24 protein-coding genes and 1 riboswitch are annotated in these 26,111 nt (G+C 50.9%); of the genes, 16 read left to right on the top strand and 8 right to left on the bottom strand.

What is annotated here, in order from left to right; genetic code table 11:
• Positions 1-28: 28 nt before the first annotated feature.
• Positions 29-598, bottom strand: coding sequence for a DedA family protein (locus tag EOS97_RS00490; protein ID WP_001804814.1), 570 nt, complete (start codon positions 596-598; stop codon positions 29-31).
• A 158-nt stretch (positions 599-756) separates the two neighbouring features.
• On the opposite strand from EOS97_RS00490, the gene EOS97_RS00485 reads away from it, so the two are divergent.
• A complete protein-coding gene (locus EOS97_RS00485; RefSeq protein WP_001017057.1) occupies positions 757-1,344 on the top strand; it encodes a Yip1 family protein in 588 nt (195 codons plus the stop codon).
• Positions 1,345-1,509: 165 nt separating this feature from the next.
• Positions 1,510-2,457, top strand: a complete 948-nt coding sequence (pbpG, locus tag EOS97_RS00480) for a D-alanyl-D-alanine endopeptidase (protein ID WP_000911549.1) — start codon at positions 1,510-1,512, stop codon at positions 2,455-2,457.
• Positions 2,458-2,514: 57 nt separating this feature from the next.
• Here pbpG and dld read toward each other — a convergent pair whose 3' ends face one another.
• Positions 2,515-4,245, bottom strand: a complete 1,731-nt coding sequence (gene dld, locus EOS97_RS00475; RefSeq protein WP_000095234.1) for a D-lactate dehydrogenase — start codon at positions 4,243-4,245, stop codon at positions 2,515-2,517.
• Between the two features lie 266 nt (positions 4,246-4,511).
• Here dld and bglX point away from each other — a divergent pair, with 266 nt between their 5' ends.
• From bglX to EOS97_RS00450, 5 genes are all read left to right on the top strand, one after another.
• Entirely contained in the window at positions 4,512-6,809 is a 2,298-nt protein-coding gene (bglX, locus tag EOS97_RS00470; RefSeq protein ID WP_000871542.1) for a beta-glucosidase BglX, read from the top strand.
• A gap of 179 nt (positions 6,810-6,988) precedes the next feature.
• A complete protein-coding gene (locus EOS97_RS00465) occupies positions 6,989-7,906 on the top strand; it encodes an ABC transporter substrate-binding protein (protein WP_000155876.1) in 918 nt (305 codons plus the stop codon).
• A gap of 3 nt (positions 7,907-7,909) precedes the next feature.
• Complete coding sequence (locus tag EOS97_RS00460) at positions 7,910-9,079, top strand: ABC transporter permease (protein WP_001278120.1); 1,170 nt, start codon at positions 7,910-7,912, stop codon at positions 9,077-9,079.
• Complete coding sequence (locus EOS97_RS00455) at positions 9,072-10,019, top strand: ABC transporter ATP-binding protein (RefSeq protein WP_000569166.1); 948 nt, start codon at positions 9,072-9,074, stop codon at positions 10,017-10,019. The genes EOS97_RS00460 and EOS97_RS00455 overlap by 8 nt, the downstream gene beginning before the upstream one ends.
• Entirely contained in the window at positions 10,003-10,734 is a 732-nt protein-coding gene (locus tag EOS97_RS00450) for an ABC transporter permease (protein WP_000824854.1), read from the top strand. Before EOS97_RS00455 ends, EOS97_RS00450 begins: the two co-directional genes overlap by 17 nt.
• Here EOS97_RS00450 and EOS97_RS00445 read toward each other — a convergent pair.
• Complete coding sequence (locus EOS97_RS00445) at positions 10,715-10,822, bottom strand: protein YohO (protein WP_001261696.1); 108 nt, start codon at positions 10,820-10,822, stop codon at positions 10,715-10,717. The two genes, EOS97_RS00450 and EOS97_RS00445, sit on opposite strands and share 20 nt — an antisense overlap.
• 59 nt (positions 10,823-10,881) lie before the next feature.
• The gene (mlrA, locus tag EOS97_RS00440) at positions 10,882-11,613 is read right to left on the bottom strand and encodes an HTH-type transcriptional regulator MlrA (RefSeq protein WP_001240418.1); all 732 of its coding nucleotides are present in this window, start codon (positions 11,611-11,613) and stop codon (positions 10,882-10,884) included.
• A gap of 222 nt (positions 11,614-11,835) precedes the next feature.
• On the opposite strand from mlrA, the gene EOS97_RS00435 reads away from it, so the two are divergent.
• Genes EOS97_RS00435 through EOS97_RS00425 form a run of 3 tightly spaced genes read left to right on the top strand, consistent with a single transcriptional unit; the run spans position 11,836 to position 14,751 of the window.
• Positions 11,836-13,521 (top strand): sensor histidine kinase, encoded by a 1,686-nt coding sequence (locus EOS97_RS00435; RefSeq protein WP_000272850.1) that lies wholly within the window; start codon positions 11,836-11,838, stop codon positions 13,519-13,521.
• A complete protein-coding gene (gene btsR, locus EOS97_RS00430) occupies positions 13,518-14,237 on the top strand; it encodes a two-component system response regulator BtsR (RefSeq protein ID WP_000598637.1) in 720 nt (239 codons plus the stop codon). Before EOS97_RS00435 ends, btsR begins: the two co-directional genes overlap by 4 nt.
• 46 nt (positions 14,238-14,283) lie before the next feature.
• Positions 14,284-14,751, top strand: a complete 468-nt coding sequence (locus EOS97_RS00425; protein WP_000950413.1) for a DUF1456 family protein — start codon at positions 14,284-14,286, stop codon at positions 14,749-14,751.
• 56 nt (positions 14,752-14,807) lie between these two features.
• Here the strand turns inward: EOS97_RS00425 and EOS97_RS00420 are convergent, their stop codons facing one another.
• From EOS97_RS00420 to metG, 3 genes are all read right to left on the bottom strand, one after another.
• The gene (locus EOS97_RS00420; RefSeq protein WP_001197951.1) at positions 14,808-15,338 is read right to left on the bottom strand and encodes a YehR family lipoprotein; all 531 of its coding nucleotides are present in this window, start codon (positions 15,336-15,338) and stop codon (positions 14,808-14,810) included.
• Positions 15,339-15,509: 171 nt separating this feature from the next.
• Positions 15,510-15,968: a YehR family lipoprotein gene (locus EOS97_RS00415; protein ID WP_000703137.1), complete on the bottom strand. Its 459-nt coding sequence runs from the start codon at positions 15,966-15,968 to the stop codon at positions 15,510-15,512.
• Positions 15,969-16,208: 240 nt separating this feature from the next.
• Complete coding sequence (metG, locus tag EOS97_RS00410; RefSeq protein WP_000195334.1) at positions 16,209-18,242, bottom strand: methionine--tRNA ligase; 2,034 nt, start codon at positions 18,240-18,242, stop codon at positions 16,209-16,211.
• A 164-nt stretch (positions 18,243-18,406) separates the two neighbouring features.
• Here metG and apbC point away from each other — a divergent pair, with 164 nt between their 5' ends.
• From apbC to EOS97_RS00380, 6 genes are all read left to right on the top strand, one after another.
• Positions 18,407-19,516, top strand: coding sequence for an iron-sulfur cluster carrier protein ApbC (apbC, locus tag EOS97_RS00405; RefSeq protein WP_001005424.1), 1,110 nt, complete (start codon positions 18,407-18,409; stop codon positions 19,514-19,516).
• 277 nt (positions 19,517-19,793) lie between these two features.
• Complete coding sequence (locus EOS97_RS00400) at positions 19,794-20,075, top strand: YehE family protein (protein ID WP_000760404.1); 282 nt, start codon at positions 19,794-19,796, stop codon at positions 20,073-20,075.
• A gap of 278 nt (positions 20,076-20,353) precedes the next feature.
• The gene (yehD, locus tag EOS97_RS00395) at positions 20,354-20,884 is read left to right on the top strand and encodes a fimbrial protein YehD (RefSeq protein WP_000830686.1); all 531 of its coding nucleotides are present in this window, start codon (positions 20,354-20,356) and stop codon (positions 20,882-20,884) included.
• A gap of 55 nt (positions 20,885-20,939) precedes the next feature.
• Positions 20,940-21,623 carry a fimbrial biogenesis chaperone StcB gene (gene stcB / locus EOS97_RS00390; protein WP_000698775.1) on the top strand — a complete coding sequence of 228 codons (684 nt, stop codon included), beginning with the start codon at positions 20,940-20,942 and terminating at the stop codon, positions 21,621-21,623.
• A 13-nt stretch (positions 21,624-21,636) separates the two neighbouring features.
• Positions 21,637-24,126, top strand: coding sequence for a fimbrial biogenesis outer membrane usher protein (locus EOS97_RS00385; protein WP_001137795.1), 2,490 nt, complete (start codon positions 21,637-21,639; stop codon positions 24,124-24,126).
• Positions 24,127-24,141: 15 nt separating this feature from the next.
• The gene (locus EOS97_RS00380) at positions 24,142-25,149 is read left to right on the top strand and encodes a putative fimbrial-like adhesin protein (protein ID WP_000765278.1); all 1,008 of its coding nucleotides are present in this window, start codon (positions 24,142-24,144) and stop codon (positions 25,147-25,149) included.
• Positions 25,150-25,410: 261 nt separating this feature from the next.
• Here the strand turns inward: EOS97_RS00380 and rcnB are convergent, their stop codons facing one another.
• Complete coding sequence (gene rcnB, locus EOS97_RS00375; protein WP_000837534.1) at positions 25,411-25,725, bottom strand: Ni(II)/Co(II) efflux transporter accessory subunit RcnB; 315 nt, start codon at positions 25,723-25,725, stop codon at positions 25,411-25,413.
• Positions 25,726-26,006: 281 nt separating this feature from the next.
• Positions 26,007-26,103: riboswitch (TPP riboswitch) on the top strand.
• Positions 26,104-26,111 lie beyond the last annotated feature (8 nt).

The raw sequence follows: 26,111 nt of genomic DNA, 5'->3' as shown, positions 1-26,111 counted from the left end.
GCGTTATGCCATCCGGATACCATCGGGTTTAACGGGCCTCCGCTTTGCCGCGTCTTTTCAGCCACCAGCGCACGCCCACCACCAGGACGATGGCCAGAATCAGCCAGACTCCGTGCCTGAGATGCTGATCGAGGTCGTGCAGCCATGGCGCGATCACCTCGCCGCCAAGATATCCCAGCGTGGTAAACAGCAGCGCCCAGATCAGCGCGCCTACAATATTCAGCGGCAGAAAAATTTTAGGCGGCAGGCGGCTGGCGCCAATCAGCAGCGGGCCAACCACCCGGAAGCCGTACATAAAACGCGTGCCGATCACAAACAGATACGGATGGCGTTGGATCATTTTCTGCGCGCGACGAATCTTCGTATGATAACGGGGGAAACGACGCAGGATCTTCCCGCCATAGCATCGTCCTAACAGATAAAGTAGCTGATCGCCCATCATCCCTCCCAGCGCGACAGCCGCCGCCACCAGCGGAAACTTGAGTAATCCCTGATGCGCCGCGACGCCCCCCAACAGGGTAACGGTTTCACCTTCGGCCATACTGCCGATAACCAGCGCCGCATAGCCATAATGCGTAATAAACGTGTTGATATCCATGCGTAAACCACCTCCGGCATTAAGCATACACCCTGGCAAGAGGCGTGCGCGGCAAAGCCGACGTTTTGCCGGAGACTATTTTGCCATTGCTCATAAAATAACCAGAAACTGAATTATACTTGAACATACTGGCATCTGAGGCAGCAGAAGGGGGCAGTATGAACCATGTATGGGGGCTTTTTTCCCATCCCGATCGGGAAATGCAGGTGATCAAAAGCGAAAACGAAACCGTTTCGCATCACTATACGCACCATGTTTTGCTGATGGCGGCGATTCCCGTCGTCTGCGCCTTTATCGGCACGACGCAAATCGGCTGGAATTTTGGCGACGGCAACGTGTTACAACTCTCGCTGTTTACCGCTTTTGCGCTGGCGGTCTTGTTCTACGGCGTGATGCTGGCGGGCGTCGCGGTGATGGGACGCGTCATCTGGTGGATGGCGCGAAACTATCCGCAACGGCCATCGCTTGCGCGCTGTATGGTTTTTGCCGGCTATGTCGCGACGCCGCTGTTTTTAAGTGGTCTGGTGGCGCTCTATCCCCTGGTATGGCTATGCGCTTTGGTCGGCGCTGTCGCGCTCTTTTACACCGGCTATTTGCTGTATTTGGGTATTCCGACTTTCCTTAACATTAATAGAGAGGAAGGATTAAGCTTCTCCAGTTCGACGCTCGCTATCGGCGTGCTGGTCCTGGAGGTGCTACTGGCGATCACCGTGATCCTGTGGGGATACGGCTACCGCCTGTTCTGATGCGAAAAAGGGCTGGCGCAAAAGCCAGCAATGCAGCATTTGCTGACGATTCTTCTGTAGCGGCAACGCTGGCGTGCCGCTATGATGCCACTGCTAGCTTGAGTATAATCTTAGCTCAGGCGGTGTGCGTTACGACGCGCGTGAATCATTATCAGAAATCTCATCATGCTGAAATTCCGAGCTTCATTCCTGAGCCTTGCTCTGATGTTGGCCGTTCCTTTTGCCCCGCAGGCTGTGGCGAAAACGGCAGCGACAACCGCGGCGTCTCAACCTGAGATTGCCTCCGGTAGCGCAATGATTGTTGATCTCAACACCAATAAAGTGATCTATTCGAACCACCCGGATCTGGTGCGTCCGATTGCTTCAATAACCAAATTAATGACAGCGATGATCGTGCTCGACGCGCGATTGCCGCTGGATGAAATACTGAAGGTCGATATCAGCCAGACGCCGGAAATGAAAGGGGTTTACTCCCGCGTGCGCCTGAACAGCGAAATTAGTCGCAAAAATATGTTGCTGCTGGCGTTGATGTCATCCGAAAACCGTGCGGCGGCAAGCCTGGCGCACTATTATCCTGGCGGTTATAACGCATTTATTAAAGCGATGAATGCGAAGGCGAAAGCGCTGGGCATGACGCATACCCGCTTCGTTGAGCCGACGGGGCTGTCGATTCATAACGTCTCGACCGCGCGGGATTTAACAAAATTGCTGATTGCCACGAAGCAATACCCGCTGATTGGCCAGCTAAGCACCACGCGCGAAGATATGGCGACATTCTCGCATCCGGCGTATACGCTGCCGTTTCGCAATACCAACCATTTGGTCTACCGTGATAACTGGAATATCCAGTTAACGAAAACCGGCTTTACCAATGCGGCGGGGCATTGCCTGGTGATGCGTACCGTGATCAATAACAAACCGGTCGCGCTGGTGGTCATGGACGCGTTCGGCAAATATACCCACTTTGCGGACGCCAGTCGCCTGCGTACATGGATTGAAACCGGTAAAGTCATGCCCGTTCCGGCTGCCGCGCTGAGCTATAAAAAGCAAAAAGCCGCGCAAATGGCGGCAGCCAGCGCCAGTGCCGGGGCGCAAACCGCACAGAACGATTAAGTCGCCGCAGGCCCGGCAGGCATCGCGCCGCCGGGCTTCACGGTAAACCGCACGGTGTTAATGCGTTTCGTCGGGCGTATTTTCCTGCCAGAATTTCCGCTTACTCGTTTTGCCGATACCGGGGTTCATACTGTTGGTTGGGTCATTTTGCCGATAAAAACGCGTCAGCGTTTCCGGCGCTTTATACAGATGTCCAACGTTGTGCTCCGCTGGGTATTGTGCCCCGCGCGCCTGCAACAGCTCCAGCATTTGCGCTTTCAGCGCATGGACGTCGACGCCTTTCTTCACGATATAGTCCTGATGAAAAACGTGGCACATAAAGTGGCCGTAATAGAGTTTATGTACCAGTTGGCTGTCGATTTCCGGCGGCAGATGCTCGAACCAGTCGGTATCGTTGCGGCGCAGGGCGATATCCAGCGCCAGGATATCTTCCACTTCATCAGCGTGTACGGCCTGATAACGAATCGCTGCGCCAGCAGCGGCGAAGCGGTGCAGGAAGGCTTTGCTGCCTTCTTCCGGCGTACAGGTGAAGAAACCGCCCTCAGCGGATTTAAAAAATTCATTCAGCCAGCGTTGCGCTTCTGCGACGCCGTCTCCCGCCATTTTTAACAGCAGATGATGCTCATATTTATCGCGCCAGTTTTTCATTCGCGGCGGCAGATGGCTGGGAAACAGGTGGCCGAATTTCTGCATCGCGCGGTCGGTGAAATGCGGACGGAAAAATTTTACTTTTTCCAGCATCGCATCGGTTCGGCCTTTTAGCGTGAAAAAGAATGGCATCTTGTCGGTGCCGAGTTTATCGATCATCAGAAAGGTATCTTTACCGTACTGCTCCGCAATATCGTAGATATCGCGATGCATATATTCTCCCGCCACTGGCAGATTGTCGAAGTTCGCCAGAATATGCCGACGGATTTCAGTCAGTACCGCGGGCTGATTGGTGCCGATATAAAAAACCTGCTGATTTTTTTCCGCTGCAAAGGTATCAAGGCGAACGGCAAAAACCGCCAGTTTTCCGGCGCAGCCGGAAGATTCAAACAAACGGTCCGGGTCGGCGTTATAGCGGGCGGGCGTATCGGCGTTGATATCTCGTACCCGCGTCACGTAGTCGTGATCGTGCGCATGACGACCATCGTGACGCACATCCTCATCTTTAATCCGTTCATCATCCAGCTTGCTCAGGATCTGCTCCGGGGTATGCCCAAGATCGATGCCCAGATGATTGACCAGTTGCAGTTTGCCTTGCTCGTCAATACGGGCAAAGAGCGACATCTCGGTATAGGCCGGGCCGCGCTGCACCAGCGAGCCGCCGGAGTTATTACAGATGCCGCCGATGACCGACGCGCCGATACACGACGAACCAATCACCGAGTGCGGTTCACGGCCCAGCGGTTTAAGCGCTTTTTCCAGCGCATAGAGCGTCGTACCGGGCCAGGCCAGAACCTGTTGGCCGTTATCCAGTAAGTGCAGCTTATCCAGCCGCTGGGTGCTGATAATCACAATATCGCGATCGTAGTCGTTGCCGTTCGGCGTGGAGCCTTCCGTCAGACCGGTGTTGGCGGCCTGCATCAGAATAATTTTGTCAGCGTTAACGCAGGCGTTGAGCACACGCCACAGTTCCAGTAACGAACCCGGGAAAACAACGGCCAGCGCGTCGCCCTGACCGGAACGGAAACCCTTGCGATAGCGGGCGGTTTTGGCGGGGTCTGTCAGCAGGTGAGAATGGCCTACCAGGCGGGCCAGCTCATTCAGGAACGTTTTATTATCAGTCATTGTTATGGAAGACATTCTCCACTCCTTGTGGTGGGACAAAATATCAGCGTTAAGCATAGCGCTTGGTATGACAATACGCTTTCTCATTCAAATTGTCTCTGTGTTGGTGGTATTCATTTGCCGCCTTGATACCATTTGCTGGCGGTTGCGTATTCGACTGTGCGGAAAATTAGGAGAATAACCTTCGCTTTCTTCTCCTCTCGCGTTTAGGCTTATGGCAAACTGCGGTTTTTATTCTGTTTTTACCGCCTCGTCGGGATAAAGATAAAGAGAGACTCAACATGAAATGGTTATGTTCAGTAGGTGTTGCTGTGAGTCTGGCGATGCAGCCAGCATTGGCGGAAAACCTGTTTGGCAATCACCCGCTGACGCCTGAAGCGCGCGACGCGTTCGTCACCGATTTACTCAAGAAAATGACTGTCGATGAAAAAATTGGTCAGTTACGTCTGATCAGCGTCGGCCCTGATAACCCGAAAGAAGCGATTCGCGAGATGATCAAAGACGGGCAGGTAGGGGCGATTTTCAATACCGTCACCCGCCAGGATATCCGTCAAATGCAGGATCAGGTGATGGCATTGAGCCGCCTGAAAATTCCTCTCTTTTTTGCCTATGACGTGGTACACGGCCAGCGAACCGTCTTCCCGATAAGCCTCGGTCTGGCTTCTTCTTTTAATCTGGATGCGGTAAGAACCGTAGGACGCGTATCGGCGTATGAAGCGGCGGACGACGGTCTGAATATGACCTGGGCGCCGATGGTGGATGTCTCCCGCGATCCGCGTTGGGGACGCGCCTCCGAAGGCTTTGGCGAAGATACATATTTAACCTCCATCATGGGCGAAACCATGGTGAAAGCGATGCAGGGCAAAAGTCCGGCGGATCGCTATTCGGTGATGACCAGCGTGAAACATTTTGCCGCCTATGGGGCCGTTGAAGGCGGTAAAGAATACAACACCGTGGATATGAGTTCCCAGCGTCTGTTTAATGATTACATGCCGCCATACAAAGCGGGGCTGGATGCGGGGAGCGGCGCGGTGATGGTGGCGCTGAACTCGCTGAACGGCACGCCTGCGACGTCAGATTCCTGGTTATTGAAAGATGTCCTGCGCGATGAGTGGGGTTTTAAGGGAATTACCGTTTCCGACCACGGCGCTATTAAAGAACTGATTAAACACGGCACCGCGGCCGACCCGGAAGATGCGGTGCGCGTGGCGCTAAAGGCAGGGGTGGATATGAGCATGGCGGATGAGTATTACAGCAAATATCTGCCGGGTCTGATTAAGTCGGGCAAAGTGACGATGGCGGAACTGGACGACGCGACGCGCCATGTGCTCAACGTAAAATATGACATGGGATTGTTTAACGCCCCCTATAGTCATCTGGGGCCGAAAGAGAGCGACCCGGTGGACACCAATGCCGAAAGCCGCCTGCATCGTAAAGAAGCACGGGAAGTGGCGCGGGAAAGTGTGGTACTGCTGAAAAACCGGCTGGAAACGCTGCCGCTGAAAAAATCGGGCACCATTGCCGTTGTTGGGCCACTGGCCGACAGTCAACGTGATGTAATGGGAAGCTGGTCTGCTGCTGGGGTCGCGAATCAGTCGGTGACGGTGCTGGCGGGTATTCAAAATGCTGTCGGCGATGGGGCGAAGATCCTCTATGCCAAAGGGGCGAATATCACTAACGATAAAGATATCGTCGATTTCTTAAACCTGTATGAAGAGGCAGTGAAAATCGATCCGCGCTCACCGCAGGCGATGATTGATGAGGCGGTGCAGGCGGCGAAACAGGCCGATGTGGTGGTCGCAGTGGTAGGCGAGTCGCAGGGGATGGCGCATGAAGCCTCCAGCCGTACCAATATCACCATTCCGCAGAGTCAGCGCGACTTAATCACCGCTCTGAAAGCCACCGGTAAGCCGCTGGTACTGGTATTAATGAACGGCAGACCGCTGGCGCTGGTAAAAGAAGATCAACAGGCCGATGCGATTCTGGAGACCTGGTTTGCCGGGACGGAAGGCGGCAACGCCATTGCCGATGTGCTGTTTGGCGATTACAACCCGTCAGGCAAACTGCCGATCTCCTTCCCGCGTTCGGTGGGACAAATTCCGGTCTATTACAGCCATCTCAATACGGGACGCCCGTATAATCCTGAAAAGCCAAACAAATACACCTCACGTTATTTTGACGAAGCGAATGGCCCGCTCTATCCGTTTGGTTACGGTCTGAGCTACACCACATTTACGGTGTCTGACGTCACGCTCTCCTCACCGACAATGCAACGCGACGGCAAAGTCACGGCCAGCGTAGAGGTCACGAACACCGGTAAACGCGAAGGGGCTACGGTCATCCAGATGTACTTACAGGATGTCACGGCGTCAATGAGCCGCCCGGTGAAGCAATTAAAAGGCTTTGAAAAAATCACCCTCAAGCCCGGCGAACGTAAAACCGTGAGTTTCCCGATTGATATCGAGGCGTTGAAGTTCTGGAATCAGCAGATGAAATATGACGCGGAACCCGGCAAGTTCAACGTCTTTATCGGCGTGGATTCCGCTCGCGTTAAACAAGGATCGTTCGAGCTACTGTAAGCCTGCCGTCAACAGGGCGCGATAGCTGCGCCCTGTCTGGCAATGACTTTTCCTGTCCCCCCTTTTATTGCCTGCCACGTCACTTAACTGCCGGAAAATCCCAGGTTAAACGCAGACTTTTCAACTATGCTTTTTTCTCAAGTCTCTGAAAAAGGCCGTAAAAGGATGAGGAAAGCATCATGACGATCTCAAAGCTATGGGTAAGTTCGCTGGCGTTGCTGGCGACGGTGAGTTTACCTCTACAGGCGGCATCGCCCGTGACGGTCGGGTCAAAGATTGATACCGAAGGCGCGCTGCTCGGCAACATGATTTTGCAGGTACTGGAAAGCCACGGCGTTAAAACGGTCAATAAAATTCAGCTCGGGACGACGCCAGTCGTTCGTGGCGCGATTACCGCCGGAGAGCTGGATATCTATCCGGAATACACCGGTAACGGGGCGTTCTTTTTTAAAGATGAAAACGATCCGGCATGGAAAAATGCAAAGCAAGGCTTTGAGAAAGTCAAAAAACTGGATGCGGAGCAGAATAAGCTGGTCTGGTTGACGCCTGCGCCAGCCAACAATACCTGGACCATCGCGGTACGCCAGGACATCGCGGAAAAAAATAAACTCTCCTCGCTTGCCGATCTCAGCCGTTATCTGAAAGAGGGCGGCACTTTTAAACTGGCGGCGTCTGCGGAATTTATCGAACGGGCGGATGCGCTGCCGGCATTTGAAAAAGCCTATGATTTTACCTTGAATCAGAACCAGCTCTTGTCGCTGGCGGGCGGCGATACGGCGGTCACGATCAAAGCCGCCGCGCAACAAACATCCGGCGTTAACGCCGCGATGGCGTATGGCACCGACGGCCCGGTCGCCGCGCTGGGTCTGCAAACCCTGAGCGACCCGAAAGGCGTCCAGCCTATCTATGCCCCCGCGCCGGTTGTGCGTGAATCGGTGTTACAGGCCTATCCGCAGATAGCTGACTGGCTACAGCCCGTTTTCGCCAGCCTTGATGAGAAAACGCTGCAACAGTTGAATGCCAGAATCGCCGTAGAAGGGCTGGATGCGAAAAAAGTCGCCGCAGATTACCTCCGACAAAAAGGGTGGGTGAAGTAATCTGTGAGTGATGCTGCCAAAAAAATCACGGTTAATCGTGTGCTGTTGCTGTTGGTTGTTCTGACCCTGCTTGCTGTCGCGCTGCCTTTCATTAATTACGCCCCGAATCGTCTGGTGAGCGGCGAGGGGCGCCAGTTATGGGAGATCTGGCCGGCGACCATCTGGATGCTGACTGGCGCAGGATGCGCGCTGTTTACGTTGTGCTTTGTACCCGGTAAACGCGGTAGCGTACTGACGCTGATGATGGCGCAGACGCTTTTTATTGTCATGCTGTGGGGAGTCGGCAGGGCGGCGACCCAGTTGGCGCAGGAGGGCAGCCCGCTGGCGCGTACCAGTCTGGGAAGTGGATTGTGGCTGGGCCTCGGTCTGATGCTGCTGGCCTGTAGCGATGCGATCCGCCGTATTACCGTTGGGCCGCTGTGGCGCTGGTTGCTGCACGCGCAAATTGTCATTGTCCCGCTGGCGCTGCTGTTTTCAGGCACGTTCGACAACCTCTCGCTTCTGAAAGAGTATACCAACCGCCAGGATGTTTTCGATGCCGCGTTGGTGCAACATTTGATGTTACTGGCGGGCACGGTGCTGCCGGCGCTGGCGATCGGACTACCGTTGGGCGTCTGGTGTTATTTTTCCGCCTCACGCCAGGGGCCGGTGTTTACCGTGCTGAATGTGATCCAGACTATCCCTTCCGTCGCGCTGTTTGGCCTGCTGATTGCGCCGTTGGCCGGGCTGGTGAAACAGTTTCCGTGGCTTGCCGAATTCGGCGTCGCGGGAACCGGCATGACGCCTGCACTGATAGCGCTGGTGCTCTATGCGTTATTGCCGCTGGTGCGCGGCGTGGTCGCCGGGCTCAATCAGGTGCCGCGCGATGTGCTGGAGAGCGCAAGAGCAATGGGAATGAGTAGCGGCCAGCGCTTCAGGCATGTGCAACTGCCGCTGGCGCTGCCGGTCTTTTTACGTAGCCTGCGGGTAGTAATGGTTCAGACAGTGGGAATGGCCGTCGTCGCCGCGCTGATTGGCGCGGGAGGTTTCGGCGCGCTGGTGTTTCAGGGGCTATTGAGCAGCGCCATTGATTTAGTCCTGTTGGGCGTCATTCCGGTGATTGCGCTGGCGGTAGTGATCGACGCGCTGTTTGATTTATGGATCGCGTTTTTGAAGGGAGCAACCGATGATTGAATTTAACCATGTCAGTAAAACCTTCGGCGATCAACAGGCTGTTAGCGACCTCAATTTGCACTTTAGCGAAGGCAGCTTTTCGGTGTTAATTGGCACCTCCGGTTCGGGAAAATCGACCACGCTGAAGATGATTAACCGGCTGGTAGAGCATGATAGCGGAACGATCCGTTTTGCCGGGGAAGAGATCCGCAGCCTGCCGGTGCTTGAACTGCGCCGTCGCATGGGCTATGCCATTCAGTCTATCGGTCTTTTTCCCCACTGGACGGTGGCGCAAAATATCGCCACCGTACCGCAACTACAAAAGTGGTCGCGTGCGCGGATTAACGATCGTATTGATGAACTGATGGCATTATTGGGTCTGGAAAGCGCGCTGCGCGATCGTTATCCGCATCAGCTTTCCGGCGGGCAACAGCAGCGGGTCGGCGTTGCGCGGGCGCTGGCTGCCGATCCGCAGGTATTGCTGATGGACGAGCCTTTCGGCGCGCTTGATCCGGTAACGCGCGGCGCATTGCAGCAGGAGATGACCCGCATTCATCAGCTGCTGGGGCGCACCATCGTACTGGTGACGCACGACATCGACGAGGCGCTACGACTCGCCGACCATCTGGTGCTGATGGACGGGGGCCACGTTATCCAACAGGGATCGCCGCTTTCTATGCTGACCTCGCCGGAAAATGATTTCGTGCAGGCATTTTTTGGCCGCAGCGAGCTGGGCGTAAGGCTGCTTTCGTTACGTAGCGTAGGCGATTATGTACGTCGGCATGAACAGCTCAGCGGCGACGCGCTGGTGGAAGAGATGACGCTACGCGATGCGCTATCGATGTTTGTCGCCCGTCGGTGCGACGTCCTGCCGGTGGCGAATCAGCAGGGCGAGCCCTGCGGTACGCTCCATTTCCGCGATCTGCTTTCGGAGACGTCCCCCCGTGAAACGACTGTGTGATCCGCTTCTCTGGCTTATTGTTCTGTTCTTGCTTCTGCTGTTTGGATTGCCTTATAGCCAGCCGTTCTTTGCCGCGCTGTTTCCCGATTTGCCGCGCCCGGTCTACCAACAGGAGAGTTTTGCCGCCCTCGCGCTCGCCCATTTCTGGTTGGTGGGCATCTCAAGTCTGTTTGCCGTCGTGGTGGGCGTCGGCGCAGGGATTGCGGTCACGCGAGAAAGTGGGAAAGAGTTTCGTCCCCTGGTGGAGACTATCGCCGCCGTCGGGCAGACCTTTCCGCCGGTGGCGGTACTGGCGATCGCGGTACCCGTCATGGGTTTTGGTCAGCAACCGGCCATTATCGCCTTGATCCTGTATGGGGTGTTGCCCATCCTGCAGGCGACCCTGGCAGGGCTGGGCGCGGTGCCTGCCAGCGTGATGAGCGTTGCCAGCGGTATGGGAATGAGCCGTCGCCAACAGTTGTATCAGGTTGAGCTGCCGCTGGCCGCGCCGGTGATTCTGGCGGGCATCCGAACCTCGGTGATTATCAATATTGGTACGGCGACCATCGCTTCAACGGTGGGGGCCAGTACGTTAGGCACGCCGATCATTATCGGGCTTAGCGGCTTTAATACGGCCTATGTTATCCAGGGGGCGCTGCTGGTGGCGCTGGCGGCGATCATTATCGATCGCCTGTTTGAAAGGCTGACGCGCGCGCTTACCCGGCACGCAAAATAAAACTGTAACCTGCCAGCATCACGCCGCCGATACCGCCAATAGCCATCAGCAGGAAAAGGGCGATCACCCCGATTTTCGCTACGCGCATTATGTACTCCTTATGTTAATAAAAGGAGTATACATTAAAGCGAATTTGTTAGCTGCTGTTTAAACGCCAAGGGGATGAATGTCGCGTCCCTGGGCGCGCCATGCCAGGAGTTGCTGCTGCTGCGCCAGCGTCTGGTTTTCTCCGCACCATACCAGTAACGTCTTGCCGTCAAACAGTTCCGGGCGGAACTGGCTAAGCGAATGCGCCAACACGTCGATTCGCCATCCCTGTTGGCTGGCGACCCAACCTTCCAGCCACAGGCGGGTGGTATCATGGATATTCCAGCCGATCACCAACGCATCTTTTCCCTGTTTCTTACGCGCAGACGCCAGGCAGAGCGCAATATAGTTGATCAGGATACCGTCAAGAATGCCGAGCAGCGCCTGAAGGGCGGGTTGTTGGCACTGTAACCGTCGTCGCAGCGGGACGAACAGGTTAGTGGTCAATGTTTGGGCAGGATAATCCTGACCGCGTTCTTTGACCCATAACCGTAAACTGTGCAGATTACTGCTTTGCAGGTAGTGCAGCAGGATCTCCTGCTGTTCGCGCCAGCCGTTAGGTTGTTCGCTACTGTCGCTACTGAGCAGCACTTTGACTTTGCTGACCTGGACGCCGTTATCTATCCAGCGCTTGATTTCGCGGATTCTGTCGATATCGGCATCGTTAAACAGACGATGACCGCCATCCGTTCGCTGTGGTTTTAAAAGTCCATAACGTCTCTGCCACGCGCGCAACGTGACAGGATTGATATCACAAAGCAAAGCCACTTCACCAATTGTGTAAAGCGCCATCGTTTCACCCTTGCTCGCGAGGTCCCGGTTTAACTTTAGACGCTCTTTTAGGAACCAGGAAGTTTTGCCTGTTTTTTATGCATTAAAACGCGAAGTAGCGGGTTGCGGCGCGGCGTTTAAGTGATCGTATTCACGAATTCATATTTTTATGCAACAGTTCAAAGAAAGTTAATCGTACTCAATGTATGTTACGCGCTTTTAATTGAAGTGTGGTTTGCGGGTATGTACGAGTTTAATCTGGTGTTGCTGCTGCTTCAGCAGATGTGCGTGTTTCTGGTCATTGCGTGGCTAATGAGTAAAACGCGCCTGTTCATCCCGCTTATGCAGGTCACGGTTCGTCTGCCGCACAAGCTTCTGTGTTACGTCACGTTTTCTATCTTCTGCATTATGGGCACTTATTTTGGGCTACATATCGAAGATTCGATTGCCAATACCCGCGCGATTGGCGCGGTGATGGGTGGCCTACTCGGCGGGCCAGTCGTCGGCGGGCTGGTCGGCCTGACCGGTGGGTTACATCGGTATTCTATGGGCGGCATGACGGCGCTGAGCTGTATGATTTCCACCATCGTCGAAGGGCTGCTGGGCGGGTTGGTACACAGCGTTCTCATACGTCGCGGACGCCCGGACAAAGTGTTTAGCCCGCTGACGGCGGGAGCAATTACGTGTGTTGCCGAACTGGTGCAGATGCTGATCATTTTACTGATAGCCAGGCCGTTTGACGATGCCCTGCATCTGGTCAGTAATATTGCCGCGCCGATGATGGTGACGAATACCGTTGGCGCCGCGCTGTTCATGCGTATTTTGCTCGATAAGCGCGCCATGTTCGAAAAATATACTTCGGCATTTTCTGCTACCGCGCTGAAGGTCGCCGCGTCAACGGAGGGGATTCTGCGTCAGGGATTTAACGAAGTGAACAGTATGAAGGTGGCGCAGGTGTTATATCAGGAGCTGGATATCGGCGCCGTCGCCATCACCGATCGCGAAAAACTGTTGGCTTTTACCGGTATTGGCGACGATCACCATCTACCGGGCAAACCCATTTCATCAGGTTATACGCTGAAAGCGATTGAAACCGGAGAGGTGGTTTATGCCGATGGCAACGAAGTGCCGTATCGCTGTTCGCTACACCCGCAGTGTAAACTCGGCTCGACGCTGGTGATCCCGCTGCGTGGCGAAAATCAGCGAGTCATGGGCACCATTAAATTGTACGAAGCGAAAAACCGACTGTTCAGCTCAATTAACCGTACTCTGGGGGAGGGTATTGCGCAGCTTTTATCCGCGCAGATCCTGGCCGGGCAGTATGAACGGCAGAAGGCGTTGCTGACGCAGTCAGAGATCAAGCTGTTGCACGCGCAGGTGAATCCGCATTTTCTGTTTAACGCGCTCAATACCATTAAAGCGGTGATTCGCCGCGACAGCGAACAGGCCAGCCAACTGGTGCAGTACTTGTCGACCTTTTTTCGCAAAAATTTAAAACGCCCGTCGGAAATCGTCACGCTGGCGGATGAAATTGAACACGTGAACGCTTATCTGCAAATTGAAAAAGCGCGCTTTCAGTCGCGTCTGCAGGTACAGCTTGATGTTCCATCGACGCTTTCACGTCAGAAATTGCCTGCGTTTACGTTACAGCCGATTGTTGAGAACGCCATTAAACATGGCACGTCGCAACTGCTTGATACCGGCAACGTCGCTATTCGCGCCCGGCGCGAAGGGCAGCATTTGATGTTAGATATTGAAGATAATGCGGGACTGTATCAGCCTTCCGCCGGCAGTAGCGGGCTGGGGATGAGTCTGGTGGATAAACGTCTGCGCGAACACTTTGGCGATGATTATGGTATTAGCGTGGCCTGCGAGCCGGACTGTTTTACCCGAATTACATTACGACTTCCACTGGAGGAGGACGCATGATTAAAGTGCTGATTGTGGATGATGAGCCGTTAGCGCGGGAAAATCTGCGGATTTTGCTCCAGGGGCAGGATGACATTGAGATTGTGGGAGAGTGCGCGAACGCGGTAGAAGCGATTGGCGCGGTACATAAGCTGCGACCTGATGTGCTGTTTCTGGATATTCAGATGCCGCGTATCAGTGGACTGGAGATGGTAGGAATGCTTGACCCGGAACACCGCCCGTATATCGTTTTTTTAACCGCGTTTGACGAATACGCCATCAAAGCCTTTGAAGAACACGCTTTTGATTATCTGCTCAAGCCGATAGAGGAGAAACGGCTGGAAAAAACGTTACATCGTCTGCGTCAGGAGCGCAGTAAACAGGATGTTTCGTTGTTGCCGGAAAACCAGCAGGCGCTTAAATTCATTCCCTGTACCGGACACAGCCGGATCTATTTGTTGCAAATGGATGATGTCGCCTTTGTCAGTAGCCGTATGAGCGGCGTTTATGTGACCAGCAGTGAAGGGAAAGAGGGGTTTACCGAGCTGACGCTGCGCACGCTGGAAAGCCGGACGCCGCTACTGCGTTGTCATCGTCAGTTTCTGGTGAATATGGCCCATTTGCAGGAAATTCGGCTGGAGGATAATGGGCAGGCAGAGCTGATTTTACGCAACGGCCTGACGGTGCCGGTAAGCCGTCGCTATCTGAAAAGTTTAAAAGAGGCGATTGGCCTGTAAAAGACTGTTAGAATATCGTTTTGCCATAGAAACGACCGAAGGCCTCATGCTGAGTAACGATATTCTGCGTAGCGTGCGCTACATTTTAAAAGCTAATAATACCGATCTGGCGCGTATCCTGGCGCTGGGTAACGTTGATGCTACGCCGGAGCAGATTGCAATCTGGTTGCGCAAAGAAGAGGAAGAGGGGTTTCAGCGTTGCCCGGATATCGTGTTGTCCTCATTTCTCAATGGCCTCATTTATGAAAAACGCGGCAAAGATGAGGCGGCGCCTGCATTGACGGCGGAACGTCGTATCAACAACAATATTGTGCTGAAAAAGCTGCGTATTGCCTTTTCGCTAAAAACAGATGATATCCTGGCGATACTTACCGGTCAGTTGTTTCGTGTCTCAATGCCAGAGATCACCGCGATGATGCGCGCGCCGGACCATAAGAACTTCCGCGAATGCGGCGATCAGTTTATGCGTTATTTTCTGCGCGGTCTGGCGGCCCGTGAACACGCGGCGAAGTAATTCTGCGGTATTGTTCCCGGCAGCGTCCTGTCTGACCGGGAAAACGCATTATTATACTAATTGATTCTATGATACCCGCTCTCTTCCAACAGTTTCTGCGAGCGAATCATTGACAGATAGTACGCGGAACAGTTGTCAATTGATGATCCTGGCAATTTACAGAGGTCGCTTATTTTTGCCTGGGTAAAATCAATATCCACATATTCCGTAGCATAGCTATCATAATAGTCGATTCGTTCAGTCAAACCCGGCATACCCTGATAAGCTTCGCCGACTTGACTCAGCATTTTTTGTGCTTCTTCTTTATTATTGGCTTTCAGGGTCTTATAAAGTAGTTTATGTTCAGATATTTGACGTAAAACGATATCCCCTTTGTAGTAATAGGTTAACTTGATTTCAATACCGTTGAGATTACCTACATAGCGTTGTGTTTCCTCTGACTCTTTGCTAGCGGCTATCTTCTTGATAAACGCTGTCATGTTATTTTGCTTTCCCTGGAGAGTATCGTTTTTCTGATCGCAGCCAGTTATGCTAACCGATAGAGAGAGCGCGAATAGTGGCAGTGCCATAAGACGTAGAACCTGCATAACAATTCCTTGTCGTTAAGTATTGGTGTGGCCAGGAATTCAGGGATTATAGGCTTTGGCGAGGGGACTTACAGCGAGGCTGTCTTTTTTCGGAATTCATAAAGAAAAGACGCTGCCGAAGCAGCGCCCTGAGCGACTTTACCAGTCGATGCAATACATTATGCCTGCCAGTTATTTCGCTTCTTTAAAACCAGCAGCTTCCAGCAGCGTCTGGGTTTGTTTCATGCTGATACCTTTGCTGGTATCGCCGGACACCATCGTCCCTGAGATTTGCTGTAACGCTTTAAAGTCCACTTTTTCCATATCCACAGAGACGTTTTCCTGGGCATAGGTATCTTCATAGGTTAATTTTTCTTCCACTCCGGCGATATTTTTATATTTCGCGCTCAGCGGATCGAGAATTTTGGCGGCATCTTCTTTCGTTTTAGCGCCTACAGTGGCATAGCTGATTTTACTTTCAGACGTCTGCTTAATGATTTTGTCACCTTTATAGGTGTAAGTAATTGAAATTTCTGTCCCCGCCAGGTTTGCGTTAAAGGTCTTTGATTCTTCTTTATCGCCACAGCCAGCAAGAGAGAACACCAGTACGGAAGCCAAAGCCGCGGACAATAACTTGCCAGAAATTTTCATCTAAAACTCCATTTTATATAATGATTGGGTTTTTAAAATAATTTCAATGAATTAATTTAACCCAGTAATAGCAATGTATCAGGGAGAGATAGAATATGACTTTTAGCCGTTATTTAGCAGTCCGGATATGGAGTCTTAACGCTATTGCTTATTAAGGAAAAAGTTAAAACACGCGGATGGGGTGATATGCCAGTCAGGATTAAGCGGTTAAAAAAGCCGGAGCATGCTCCGGCTTGTTGCTTATTTCACCTGTTGGCCAGGCTTCGCGCCGTCATCAGGGCTTAACAGGAAGATATCTTTCCCGCCAGGTCCTGCGGCCATCACCATTCCCTCGGAGACGCCAAAGCGCATTTTGCGCGGCGCGAGGTTGGCGACCATTACCGTCTGGCGGCCAATCAGCGCCTGCGGGTCCGGGTAGGCGGAACGAATGCCGGAGAAGACGTTACGCTTCTCGCCGCCCAGATCCAGCGTCAGACGCAGCAATTTGTCAGAACCATCTACGAACTCAGCGTTTTCAATCAATGCTACGCGCAGGTCAATTTTGGCGAAATCGTCAAAGGTGATGGTTTCCTGAATCGGGAAGTCGGCTAACGGGCCGGTAACCGGCGCGGCTGCGGCTTTCACCTCTTCTTTAGACGCTTCAACCAGCGCTTCAACTTGCTTCATGTCGATGCGATTGTAGAGCGCCTTAAAGGTGTTGACCTTGTGACCGAGCAGCGGCTGTTCGATGGCATCCCAGTTCAGTTCGCTGTTCAGGAAGGCTTCAACGCGTTCAGAAAGCGTCGGCAGTACCGGTTTCAGATACGTCATCAGCACGCGGAACAGGTTGATGCCCATCGAGCAAATGGCCTGCAGGTCCGCGTCGCGGCCTTCCTGTTTAGCCACCACCCACGGCGCTTGCTCGTCAACATAACGGTTAGCGACGTCGGCCAGCGCCATAATCTCACGGATAGCTTTGCCGAATTCACGACTTTCCCATGCTTCGCCAATCACCGCAGCGGCGTCAGTAAAGGTTTTATACAATTGCGGATCGGCCAGTTCAGCCGCCAGCACGCCGTCGAAACGCTTATTGATAAAACCGGCGTTACGGGATGCCAGGTTGACTACTTTATTGACGATATCGGCATTGACGCGCTGGACAAAGTCTTCCAGGTTCAGGTCGATGTCATCAATGCGTGAAGAGAGCTTCGCGGTGTAGTAGTAGCGCAGGCTGTCGGCGTCAAAGTGTTTCAGCCAGGTGCTGGCCTTAATAAAGGTGCCGCGCGACTTAGACATCTTCGCGCCGTTCACCGTCACGTAACCGTGAACGAACAGGTTGGTCGGCTTACGGAAGTGGCTGCCTTCCAGCATGGCAGGCCAGAACAGGCTGTGGAAATAGACGATGTCTTTGCCGATAAAGTGGTACAGCTCGGCGTCGGAGTCTTTTTTCCAGTACTCATCAAAACTGGTCGTGTCACCGCGCTTATCGCACAGATTTTTGAAGGAGCCCATATAGCCAATCGGCGCGTCCAGCCAGACGTAGAAATATTTGCCCGGCGCGTTCGGGATTTCGAAACCAAAATACGGCGCGTCGCGGGAAATGTCCCACTGCTGCAGGCCGGATTCAAACCACTCCTGCATTTTATTCGCCACCTGCTCCTGCAGCGCGCCGCTGCGGGTCCACGCCTGCAGCATTTCGCTGAATGACGGCAGATCAAAGAAAAAGTGCTCGGAGTCACGCATTACCGGCGTCGCGCCGGACACCACGGATTTAGGTTCGATAAGTTCGGTCGGGCTGTAAGTTGCGCCGCAGACTTCACAGTTATCGCCGTACTGGTCCGCGGATTTACATTTCGGGCAGGTGCCTTTCACAAATCGGTCCGGCAGGAACATGCCTTTTTCCGGATCGTAGAGTTGAGAGATGGTGCGGTTCTTAATAAAACCGTTCTCTTTCAGGCGCGTATAAATCAGCTCGGACAGCTCGCGATTCTCGTCGCTGTGCGTTGAGTGGTAGTTGTCGTAGCTAATATTAAAACCGGCGAAATCGGTCTGGTGCTCCTGGCTCATTTCACCGATCATTTGCTCCGGCGTAATACCAAGCTGCTGCGCTTTCAGCATGATCGGCGTGCCATGAGCGTCATCGGCACAGATGAAGTTAACCTCATGGCCGCGCATTCGCTGGTAACGGACCCAGACATCAGCCTGGATGTGCTCCAGCATATGGCCGAGGTGGATAGAGCCGTTGGCGTACGGCAGCGCGCACGTTACCAGAATTTTCTTCGCGACTTGAGTCATAGTGGGTATTACTTCTTCTGTTGTAAAAAAGGGCTTTGATAGTACCAAAATGGTAATTACTGCGCCAATCGATAAGGGCATTTATCCGTAAATGAATAATTGTTACCGCTGGAGTAAACTACAAAGTTACAATCGTACTTTTCAGAACTACAAAAGGAGTCGGGATGAACGAACAATCCCAGGCCAAATCACCAGATACCCTGCGAGCGATGGTCGCCGGGACGCTGGCGAATTTTCAGCACCCAACCCTGAAGCATAACCTCACCACGCTTAAGGCGTTGCACCACGTCGCCTGGATGGATGATACGCTGCACGTTGAGCTGGTCATGCCGTTCGTCTGGAACAGCGCGTTTGAGGTATTAAAAGAGCAATGCAGCGCCGATCTGTTACGTATTACGGGCGCAAAAGCGATCGACTGGAAACTGTCGTACAACATTGCGACGCTGAAACGCGTCAAAAATCAGCCTGGCATTAATGGCGTGAAAAACATCATTGCCGTGAGCTCCGGTAAAGGCGGGGTGGGGAAATCGTCCACGGCGGTAAACCTGGCGCTGGCGTTAGCGGCTGAAGGCGCAAAGGTCGGGGTTCTCGATGCCGATATTTACGGTCCGTCGATCCCAACCATGCTTGGCGCAGAAGATCAGCGCCCGACATCGCCAGACGGTACGCATATGGCGCCGATTATGTCTCACGGCCTGGCGACCAACTCGATCGGCTATCTGGTGACTGACGATAACGCGATGGTATGGCGCGGCCCAATGGCCAGTAAGGCGCTGATGCAGATGTTGCAGGAGACGCTGTGGCCGGATCTGGATTATCTGGTACTGGATATGCCGCCGGGAACCGGGGATATTCAGCTAACGCTGGCGCAGAACATTCCTGTTACCGGCGCGGTGGTGGTGACTACGCCGCAGGATATCGCGCTGATCGACGCCAAAAAAGGTATCGTGATGTTCGAGAAGGTGGAAGTGCCGGTGCTCGGCATTGTGGAAAATATGAGTATGCATATTTGTAGCAACTGCGGCCATCACGAACCGATCTTCGGCACGGGCGGCGCGCAGAAGCTGGCGGAAAAATACCATACTCAGCTTCTGGGTCAGATGCCGTTGCATATTAGTCTGCGCGAAGATCTCGATCGTGGTACGCCGACGGTGGTTAGCCGTCCGGAGAGCGAATTTACCGCGATCTATCGCGAACTGGCCGATCGCGTTGCGGCACAGCTTTACTGGCAGGGTGAAGTGATTCCGGGTGAAATCGCCTTCCGCGCGGTGTAATCCTCCTGACGTATTCCAAAGAGAATATGACATTCACTGCATTAATATATATTGATGCAGTGAATGTATTAATAAAATAATAGCCCCCGCATTGTTAATTCCTGCTTAAACAGACAGGTGTTTATCTGAAATAATCGGCAAAAACATTATTTGAATTGATCATACCTATCCTACTGATTTATTTTTTCAATTGGTTTTAAGGTATCGATACGTTCATACTGCTCATCAGGACGGCCTGCATACTGTTTGACGTTCACCAGAGGAACAATTGCTCACTATGAAAAAATATTTGCTGATGGGAATTATAGTTTCGGCTTATGGGATAAGCGTACCCGTTTTTGCCTCCGACACCGCAACATTAACCATCAGTGGAAAAGTGACCGCGCCAACGTGCAGTACAGAAGTGGTAAACGCGCAGTTGCAGCAGCGTTGCGGCAACACTATCCACGTTTCAACGCTGCAAACACCCGCCGCTACGCCGATGAGAGGTGTGACAACGCAGCTATACACGGTGCCTGGTGATAGCACCCGACAGATTGTTGTTAATCATTACGACTAATTCTTATTAATTCCGCAGGCCCATATCATTGATATCAATGATATGGGCTTTTTTATTTGTTGTGTTTATATTTAAGGGCAGTAAATTTCGGAAATTAATAAGTTTACAAAATAATGATAAGCAATGATTATTTGTTGCAATTATATTGCAATCTGTAAATTGTTTTAAATCAACAAAACATCGTGTTTACATTGCGATAACTTCCTGTCTATGAGAATTTTCGTTGCAAGGGTTAATAACTCTTAACAAATAGAAATTACTTCATTAAGGAAGAGATTATGAAACGTTCACTTATTGCTGCTTCTGTATTGTCTGCTGTATTTATGAGCGCTGGGGCTTTTGCTGTTGATGAGTATGATTCAGGCGTTCTGAATATTAACGGAAAGGTGGTTGGTACTACATGTCAATTTTTGGGTACGAACACCGCTGAAATTAGACTGAATGAAATTGGTGCGGATAAAATAATTAATTTAACCCCGGGTCAGATTTATGACGCAGTAACTAATCAAACTCAGATGCCGTTGAAAATAAAATGTCAACAGGGTGTAGCGCCGCGTATTACCTTCTCTTCAACGCAATTTGACAGCCACGATATCACATTTAATAACGGGTCTGCCAAAGGTGTCGGTTTTGCGGTTTACTACGGAAGTACGGATAATCAGATTGATCCAGAGACGGGGGTGACACTAGATCCAAATAGCAGCGGTGAATACGACCTGACTTTTTTAGCACGCTATGCGCGTTTAGACGGTGATGTTGCTTCTGGTGATGTTAGCTCAACACTGACTTTAACGGTTGTTACTGACTAATTTATTCAACCGGCGGCGTTCGTCGCCGGTTTTTTATAAGCAAGGCCGTGTAAATATGAAAATATTATCTGCAGTATTATTATCTGCCATAATTTTGCCTGCGCATGCTGGTATTGTTATTTATGGTACGCGCGTGATTTACCCGGCAGAGAAGAAAGAAGTCGTTGTACAATTGGTGAATCAGGGCGAGCAAGCTTCGCTGGTACAGTCCTGGATTGATGACGGTAACACTTCATTACCGCCAGAAAAAATTCAAGTGCCATTTATGCTGACGCCGCCAGTGGCGCGCGTTGCCGCTGAATCTGGTCAGCAGATCAAAATCAAGAAAATGCCTAATAGCTTACCGGACAACAAAGAAAGTCTGTTTTATCTGAATGTGCTTGATATTCCACCAAACAGCCAGGAAAACGCCGGTAAAAATGTGCTTAAATTCGCAATGCAGAATCGAATAAAATTAATATGGCGCCCCAGTCGAATTGCCGCCGTAACCAAAGACAGTTTTCAGCGGATTGGTTTATTTCGCAGTAATAAAACTGTCATCATGAAAAATGATACTGCAAACTGGATTACCGTGACGGATGTAAAAGCAGGAAATACTAAGATTAATGATCAAACTATCATGCTGCCACCGCTATCGACGCAAAATATTAACATGAAATATGCGTCAACAAGCCAGTATGAAGTAACGATTATTGATGATAATGGTAACTATATTAGTAGCAAAATCAATGTAAAATAAACAGGAGTTCATCATGCCAAGGATGACGCCCATCGCTTCGCTTGTTTTATTGACTCTGTTTACCTGGCAAACGCAGGCTATCGCGACGGAAACGTTTGATACCCATTTTATGGTGGGGGGAATGAGAGATCAAAAAATAACAAATTTCCATCTGGATGAGAATAAGCCAATTCCGGGACAGTACGAACTGGATATTTATGTCAACAATCAATGGCGAGGTAAATACGATATCATTGTTGCCGATGATCCCGGTAGCACGTGTATTTCAACTGAGTTGTTGAAAAATATTGGTGTGATAAGCGATGGTCTGCAACCGCAGGGAGCAACGGATTGTATTGCGTTAAAAGATGTCGTGAGAAGCGGTGGCTATACTTTTAATATTGGCGTTTTTCGGCTGGATTTGAGCGTCCCCCAGGCCTATGTAAATGAGGTCGAGGCGGGTTATGTATTGCCTGAAAACTGGGATCGCGGCATCAATGCATTTTATACTTCTTACTATGCCAGCCAGTATTACAGTGACTATAAGAATTCTGGCAGTAGTGAAAGTACTTACGTTCGGTTCAATAGCGGTTTCAATCTGTTGGGCTGGCAAGCGCATGCGGATACCACATTTAATAAAACCGATGGCAGCAGCGGTGAGTGGAAAAGCAACACATTGTATCTGGAGCGCGGTATCGCTGAGCTCCTCGGCACATTACGCGCCGGGGATCAGTATACCTCGTCAGAGATTTTTGATTCTGTGAGATTTACCGGCGTTCGCCTGTTCCGCGATATGCAAATGTTGCCAAACTCGAGACAGAATTTTACGCCGTTGGTGCAGGGGATTGCACAGACTAACGCTTTGGTAACCATCGAACAGAACGGATTCGTTGTTTATCAGAAAGAGGTTCCTCCTGGCCCCTTTTCCATTGCGGATCTGCAACTCGCGGGCGGTGGCGCGGATCTTGATGTCACCGTGCGTGAGGCGGATGGTTCGATAAATACCTGGCTGGTGCCTTACGCTTCCGTACCGAACATGTTGCAGCCTGGCGTCTCTAAGTATGATTTTTCCGCCGGCCGTAGTCATATTGAAGGCGCCGATAATCAGGCCGATTTTACACAAATCAGTTATCAGTATGGCCTTAATAACCTGTTGACGCTTTATGGCGGTACGATGCTATCGAACCATTATAATGCGTTTACCCTCGGCACGGGGTGGAATACCCGGATTGGCGCCATTTCGCTTGACGCTACGCGAGCGCACAGTAAACAGGATAATGGCGATGTATTTGATGGTCAGAGTTATCAGATTGCTTATAATAAATACCTGACCCAAACATTAACCCGGTTTGGTCTGGCTGCGTATCGGTATTCATCACAGGATTACCGCACATTTAACGATCATGTCTGGGCCAATAATAAAAATAACTATCGTCGCGATAAGAATGATGTATACGATATTGCTGATTATTATCAAAACGATTTTGGGCGTAAAAATACGTTTTCAGCTAATGTGAGCCAATCCTTGCCAGAAGGATGGGGCGCAGTATCACTGAGTGCATTATGGCGTGATTACTGGGGACGTAGCGGCACCAGTAAAGATTATCAAATAAGCTATTCCAATACGTTCCAGAAAATTAATTATACGTTATCCGCCAGTCAGACTTACGACGAGGATCATAATGAAGATAAACGTTTTAACCTGTTTATTTCAATTCCCTTTGACTGGGGGGACGGTATTACTACCCCGCGCCGTCATCTGAATGTGTCGAACTCGACGACCTTTGATGATGATGGATTTACCTCAAACAATATTGGTTTAACCGGTACGGCAGGCAGTCGCGATCAATTTAATTACGGCGTGAATGTTAGTCATCAGCGACAGGATAGTGAGACCACAGCGGGGACGAATTTAACCTGGAATACGCCCGTTGCAACGCTTAATGGTAGTTACAGCCAGTCGTCCAATTATACTCAGACCGGCGGAAGTATTTCCGGTGGGGTTGTAGCCTGGAGTGGCGGGTTGAATTTATCCAGCCGGCTTTCAGATACCTTTGCGATTATGCAGGCTCCGGGACTTGAAGGAGCCTACGTTAACGGCCAAAAATATCGGACCACCAATAAAAAAGGAACGGTGGTTTATGACAACCTTACGCCATATCGCGAAAACCATCTTATGCTTGATGTGTCGCAAAGTAGCAGTGAAACGGAATTACGCGGTAACCGTAAAGTTGCCGCCCCGTACCGAGGGGCCGTCGTGCTAGTGAATTTTGATACCGACCAGCGTAAACCATGGTTTATTAAAGCGCAGCGTCCTGATGGCTCACCTCTTATTTTTGGTTATGATGTAGTAGATCATCATGGTCATAATGTGGGCATTGTTGGACAAGGTAGTCAGCTATTTATTCGAACGAATGATATTCCGCCCGAAGTCAGTGTACCAGTAGATAAAGAGCAGGGGCTTTCATGTTCAATCACCTTTGGTAAAACGGTTGATGAAAGTAAAGTTTATATTTGTCGGTAGTGGTGAGGTGGTGAAATGAAACTCTTTCTTTTTATCGTGATGTTATTGATTTTACCTGAAACATACGCAGCCTGTACGGGAGAAATTACTTATCAGGATAATTTAATTATTCGTGAGGATTTTACGATTAACCCTAATCAGTCCGCAACTTATAGCCATAATTTTAACGATACAACTTGTTCAGGGACTTATAAGATAACGCGTATGGATCCTTCCGATATCATCGTGGGATTATACAATGATACAGTAAAACTGAAGTTAAAAATCGCCTGGGCAGATAATAATACTCTCACAATGCCGTTTACAACGGGCTATACGGTAACGGTTGAACCCGCTTCCTCTGGGGCGAATGTAAATATTTCTGCCGGTAGTGGGAACAGTGTCCTAATCAACGGGGTGGTATCAATAACAAGCGCTTCTTCTGCAACTCAGTTTACGGCCGGTTTGCGGTTTTTAGGGTGCCTGCTAGCAGGAAGAGGCTGGAATGCCTGTGCCGCAGATTATAATAGTTATCTTAGAGGTGCAGGGTTATATTCATTTGATCTGTTTGTGTCCTACGATCGCAAGCAGACAACCTGCAAACCTGAAGATCTGACGATCACGCTACCGAATATTGCGCTTTCTGAATTATATAACACAGGCAAGGTCAGTAATAAAAATGCCGCGGATAATATTCGACTCCAGTGTGATAATCTTTTTGGTAATGCTAAACAAGCATCGCGTAAAATGACGGTTTATCTCTCCAGCAGTGATTTAATACCAGATAGCTATTCTGTGTTGCGTGGTGCTGTGAATAATGGCGTCGGATTTATACTGGAGAGCGGTGGAAAAACGGTGAATATTTCAAATACAGCAGAGCAGGGTAATGCTTCAACGTTATGGAAAGTGGATCAAGTAGGCACGCCGCTCAACAGTGATATGATAACAATCCCTATTATCGCCAGTTATTATGTTTATGACCGAGACAATATAAAGCCAGGCGATCTAAAAGCGACTGCGCTGATCTATGTGAAATACGATTAATATATATGAAAAATATTTAAGATATATGGCGCGATAGGTGAATGAACTTCCGGTCACTTACAATAATAAGTGACCGGGATGACAATTTTTCTGCAATAAATTTTAATGTGGTATGCGGTAGTTTCAAAAGGGCGAGATCCAGAGCGAATCGGGTAGTGAAGGCAGTCAACAAAAAGGCAGTTTGAAGGGGATAGAGTGATTAAGGGCTAATAAAAAAGTAACATGGGGCTGTATTTCCCCCTCTGGATGAGGGGGCTTTTTTTATCGATGATAAAAAATCTCGCCATCATAGGCTTTGATGATTTTTCCATCGGTATCGTTAATCAGTACATACGCGCCGCCCATATAGGTCCAGTGAGTACCGGCATCTGGCGCGGGCAGATTACGTAATTTCCACTGTTTAATATTATACTCATCGGTGCGGTACATCTGCGGAACGGTATCGCCGGGCTTGAAATGGGTGAAGTCGGCGATAAAGCTTTTTAACTCATATTGATCAATGCCCGTTGTCGCGGGGGCGGCCCATGCAAAACTGGTTGCAAGCAACAGCGCGCAAGGCAGCAACTTACTTTTCATACTTTTACCCTCCACATATGCGGGTCAGTTAACATCGTGTGTATCATTTCTGCTGGTGGCGTATCTGACAAGCGCTATTTTGTTATCTCACGCCCCTTTTCGTAAAAAGTGTAAACGAAAGCGTCGTGCAGCAACATATCCGCCAGCAAGTTTGCCAGAACCGAATAGGTTTTGAGAACTATCTGATAACGCTGAAATTATCGTCCGCCGCTGACTGTAAATTTACATTGTCTGGCACAGACAGTATGCTTAATAGCGAAACCCCGCTTAACACGGTGGGGCTTGACGACTCGGGGTGCCCTTCTTTGTGAAGGCTGAGAAATACCCGTACCACCTGATCTGGATAATGCCAGCGTAGGGAAGTCTGACACTGCTCGTGTCCCTTC

Source organism: Salmonella sp. SSDFZ54, from assembly GCF_004010735.1.
In the GTDB taxonomy this organism is placed as follows: Bacteria; Pseudomonadota; Gammaproteobacteria; order Enterobacterales; family Enterobacteriaceae; genus Salmonella; species Salmonella enterica.
The sequence above is the reverse complement of the archived record's forward strand: the minus strand, read 5'-3'. Positions and strand labels throughout refer to the sequence as shown.

What these genes read in the sequence shown, in the direction of transcription:
- EOS97_RS00490 (WP_001804814.1), bottom strand. Translation starts at nt 598, where the DNA reads ATGGATATCAACACGTTTATTACGCATTATGGCTATGCGGCGCTGGTT.
- EOS97_RS00485 (WP_001017057.1), top strand. Translation starts at nt 757, where the DNA reads ATGAACCATGTATGGGGGCTTTTTTCCCATCCCGATCGGGAAATGCAG.
- pbpG (WP_000911549.1), top strand. Translation starts at nt 1,510, where the DNA reads ATGCTGAAATTCCGAGCTTCATTCCTGAGCCTTGCTCTGATGTTGGCC.
- dld (WP_000095234.1), bottom strand. Translation starts at nt 4,245, where the DNA reads ATGTCTTCCATAACAATGACTGATAATAAAACGTTCCTGAATGAGCTG.
- bglX (WP_000871542.1), top strand. Translation starts at nt 4,512, where the DNA reads ATGAAATGGTTATGTTCAGTAGGTGTTGCTGTGAGTCTGGCGATGCAG.
- EOS97_RS00465 (WP_000155876.1), top strand. Translation starts at nt 6,989, where the DNA reads ATGACGATCTCAAAGCTATGGGTAAGTTCGCTGGCGTTGCTGGCGACG.
- EOS97_RS00455 (WP_000569166.1), top strand. Translation starts at nt 9,072, where the DNA reads ATGATTGAATTTAACCATGTCAGTAAAACCTTCGGCGATCAACAGGCT.
- EOS97_RS00445 (WP_001261696.1), bottom strand. Translation starts at nt 10,822, where the DNA reads ATGCGCGTAGCGAAAATCGGGGTGATCGCCCTTTTCCTGCTGATGGCT.
- mlrA (WP_001240418.1), bottom strand. Translation starts at nt 11,613, where the DNA reads ATGGCGCTTTACACAATTGGTGAAGTGGCTTTGCTTTGTGATATCAAT.
- EOS97_RS00435 (WP_000272850.1), top strand. Translation starts at nt 11,836, where the DNA reads ATGTACGAGTTTAATCTGGTGTTGCTGCTGCTTCAGCAGATGTGCGTG.
- btsR (WP_000598637.1), top strand. Translation starts at nt 13,518, where the DNA reads ATGATTAAAGTGCTGATTGTGGATGATGAGCCGTTAGCGCGGGAAAAT.
- EOS97_RS00425 (WP_000950413.1), top strand. Translation starts at nt 14,284, where the DNA reads ATGCTGAGTAACGATATTCTGCGTAGCGTGCGCTACATTTTAAAAGCT.
- EOS97_RS00420 (WP_001197951.1), bottom strand. Translation starts at nt 15,338, where the DNA reads ATGCAGGTTCTACGTCTTATGGCACTGCCACTATTCGCGCTCTCTCTA.
- EOS97_RS00415 (WP_000703137.1), bottom strand. Translation starts at nt 15,968, where the DNA reads ATGAAAATTTCTGGCAAGTTATTGTCCGCGGCTTTGGCTTCCGTACTG.
- metG (WP_000195334.1), bottom strand. Translation starts at nt 18,242, where the DNA reads ATGACTCAAGTCGCGAAGAAAATTCTGGTAACGTGCGCGCTGCCGTAC.
- apbC (WP_001005424.1), top strand. Translation starts at nt 18,407, where the DNA reads ATGAACGAACAATCCCAGGCCAAATCACCAGATACCCTGCGAGCGATG.
- EOS97_RS00400 (WP_000760404.1), top strand. Translation starts at nt 19,794, where the DNA reads ATGAAAAAATATTTGCTGATGGGAATTATAGTTTCGGCTTATGGGATA.
- yehD (WP_000830686.1), top strand. Translation starts at nt 20,354, where the DNA reads ATGAAACGTTCACTTATTGCTGCTTCTGTATTGTCTGCTGTATTTATG.
- stcB (WP_000698775.1), top strand. Translation starts at nt 20,940, where the DNA reads ATGAAAATATTATCTGCAGTATTATTATCTGCCATAATTTTGCCTGCG.
- EOS97_RS00385 (WP_001137795.1), top strand. Translation starts at nt 21,637, where the DNA reads ATGCCAAGGATGACGCCCATCGCTTCGCTTGTTTTATTGACTCTGTTT.
- EOS97_RS00380 (WP_000765278.1), top strand. Translation starts at nt 24,142, where the DNA reads ATGAAACTCTTTCTTTTTATCGTGATGTTATTGATTTTACCTGAAACA.
- rcnB (WP_000837534.1), bottom strand. Translation starts at nt 25,725, where the DNA reads ATGAAAAGTAAGTTGCTGCCTTGCGCGCTGTTGCTTGCAACCAGTTTT.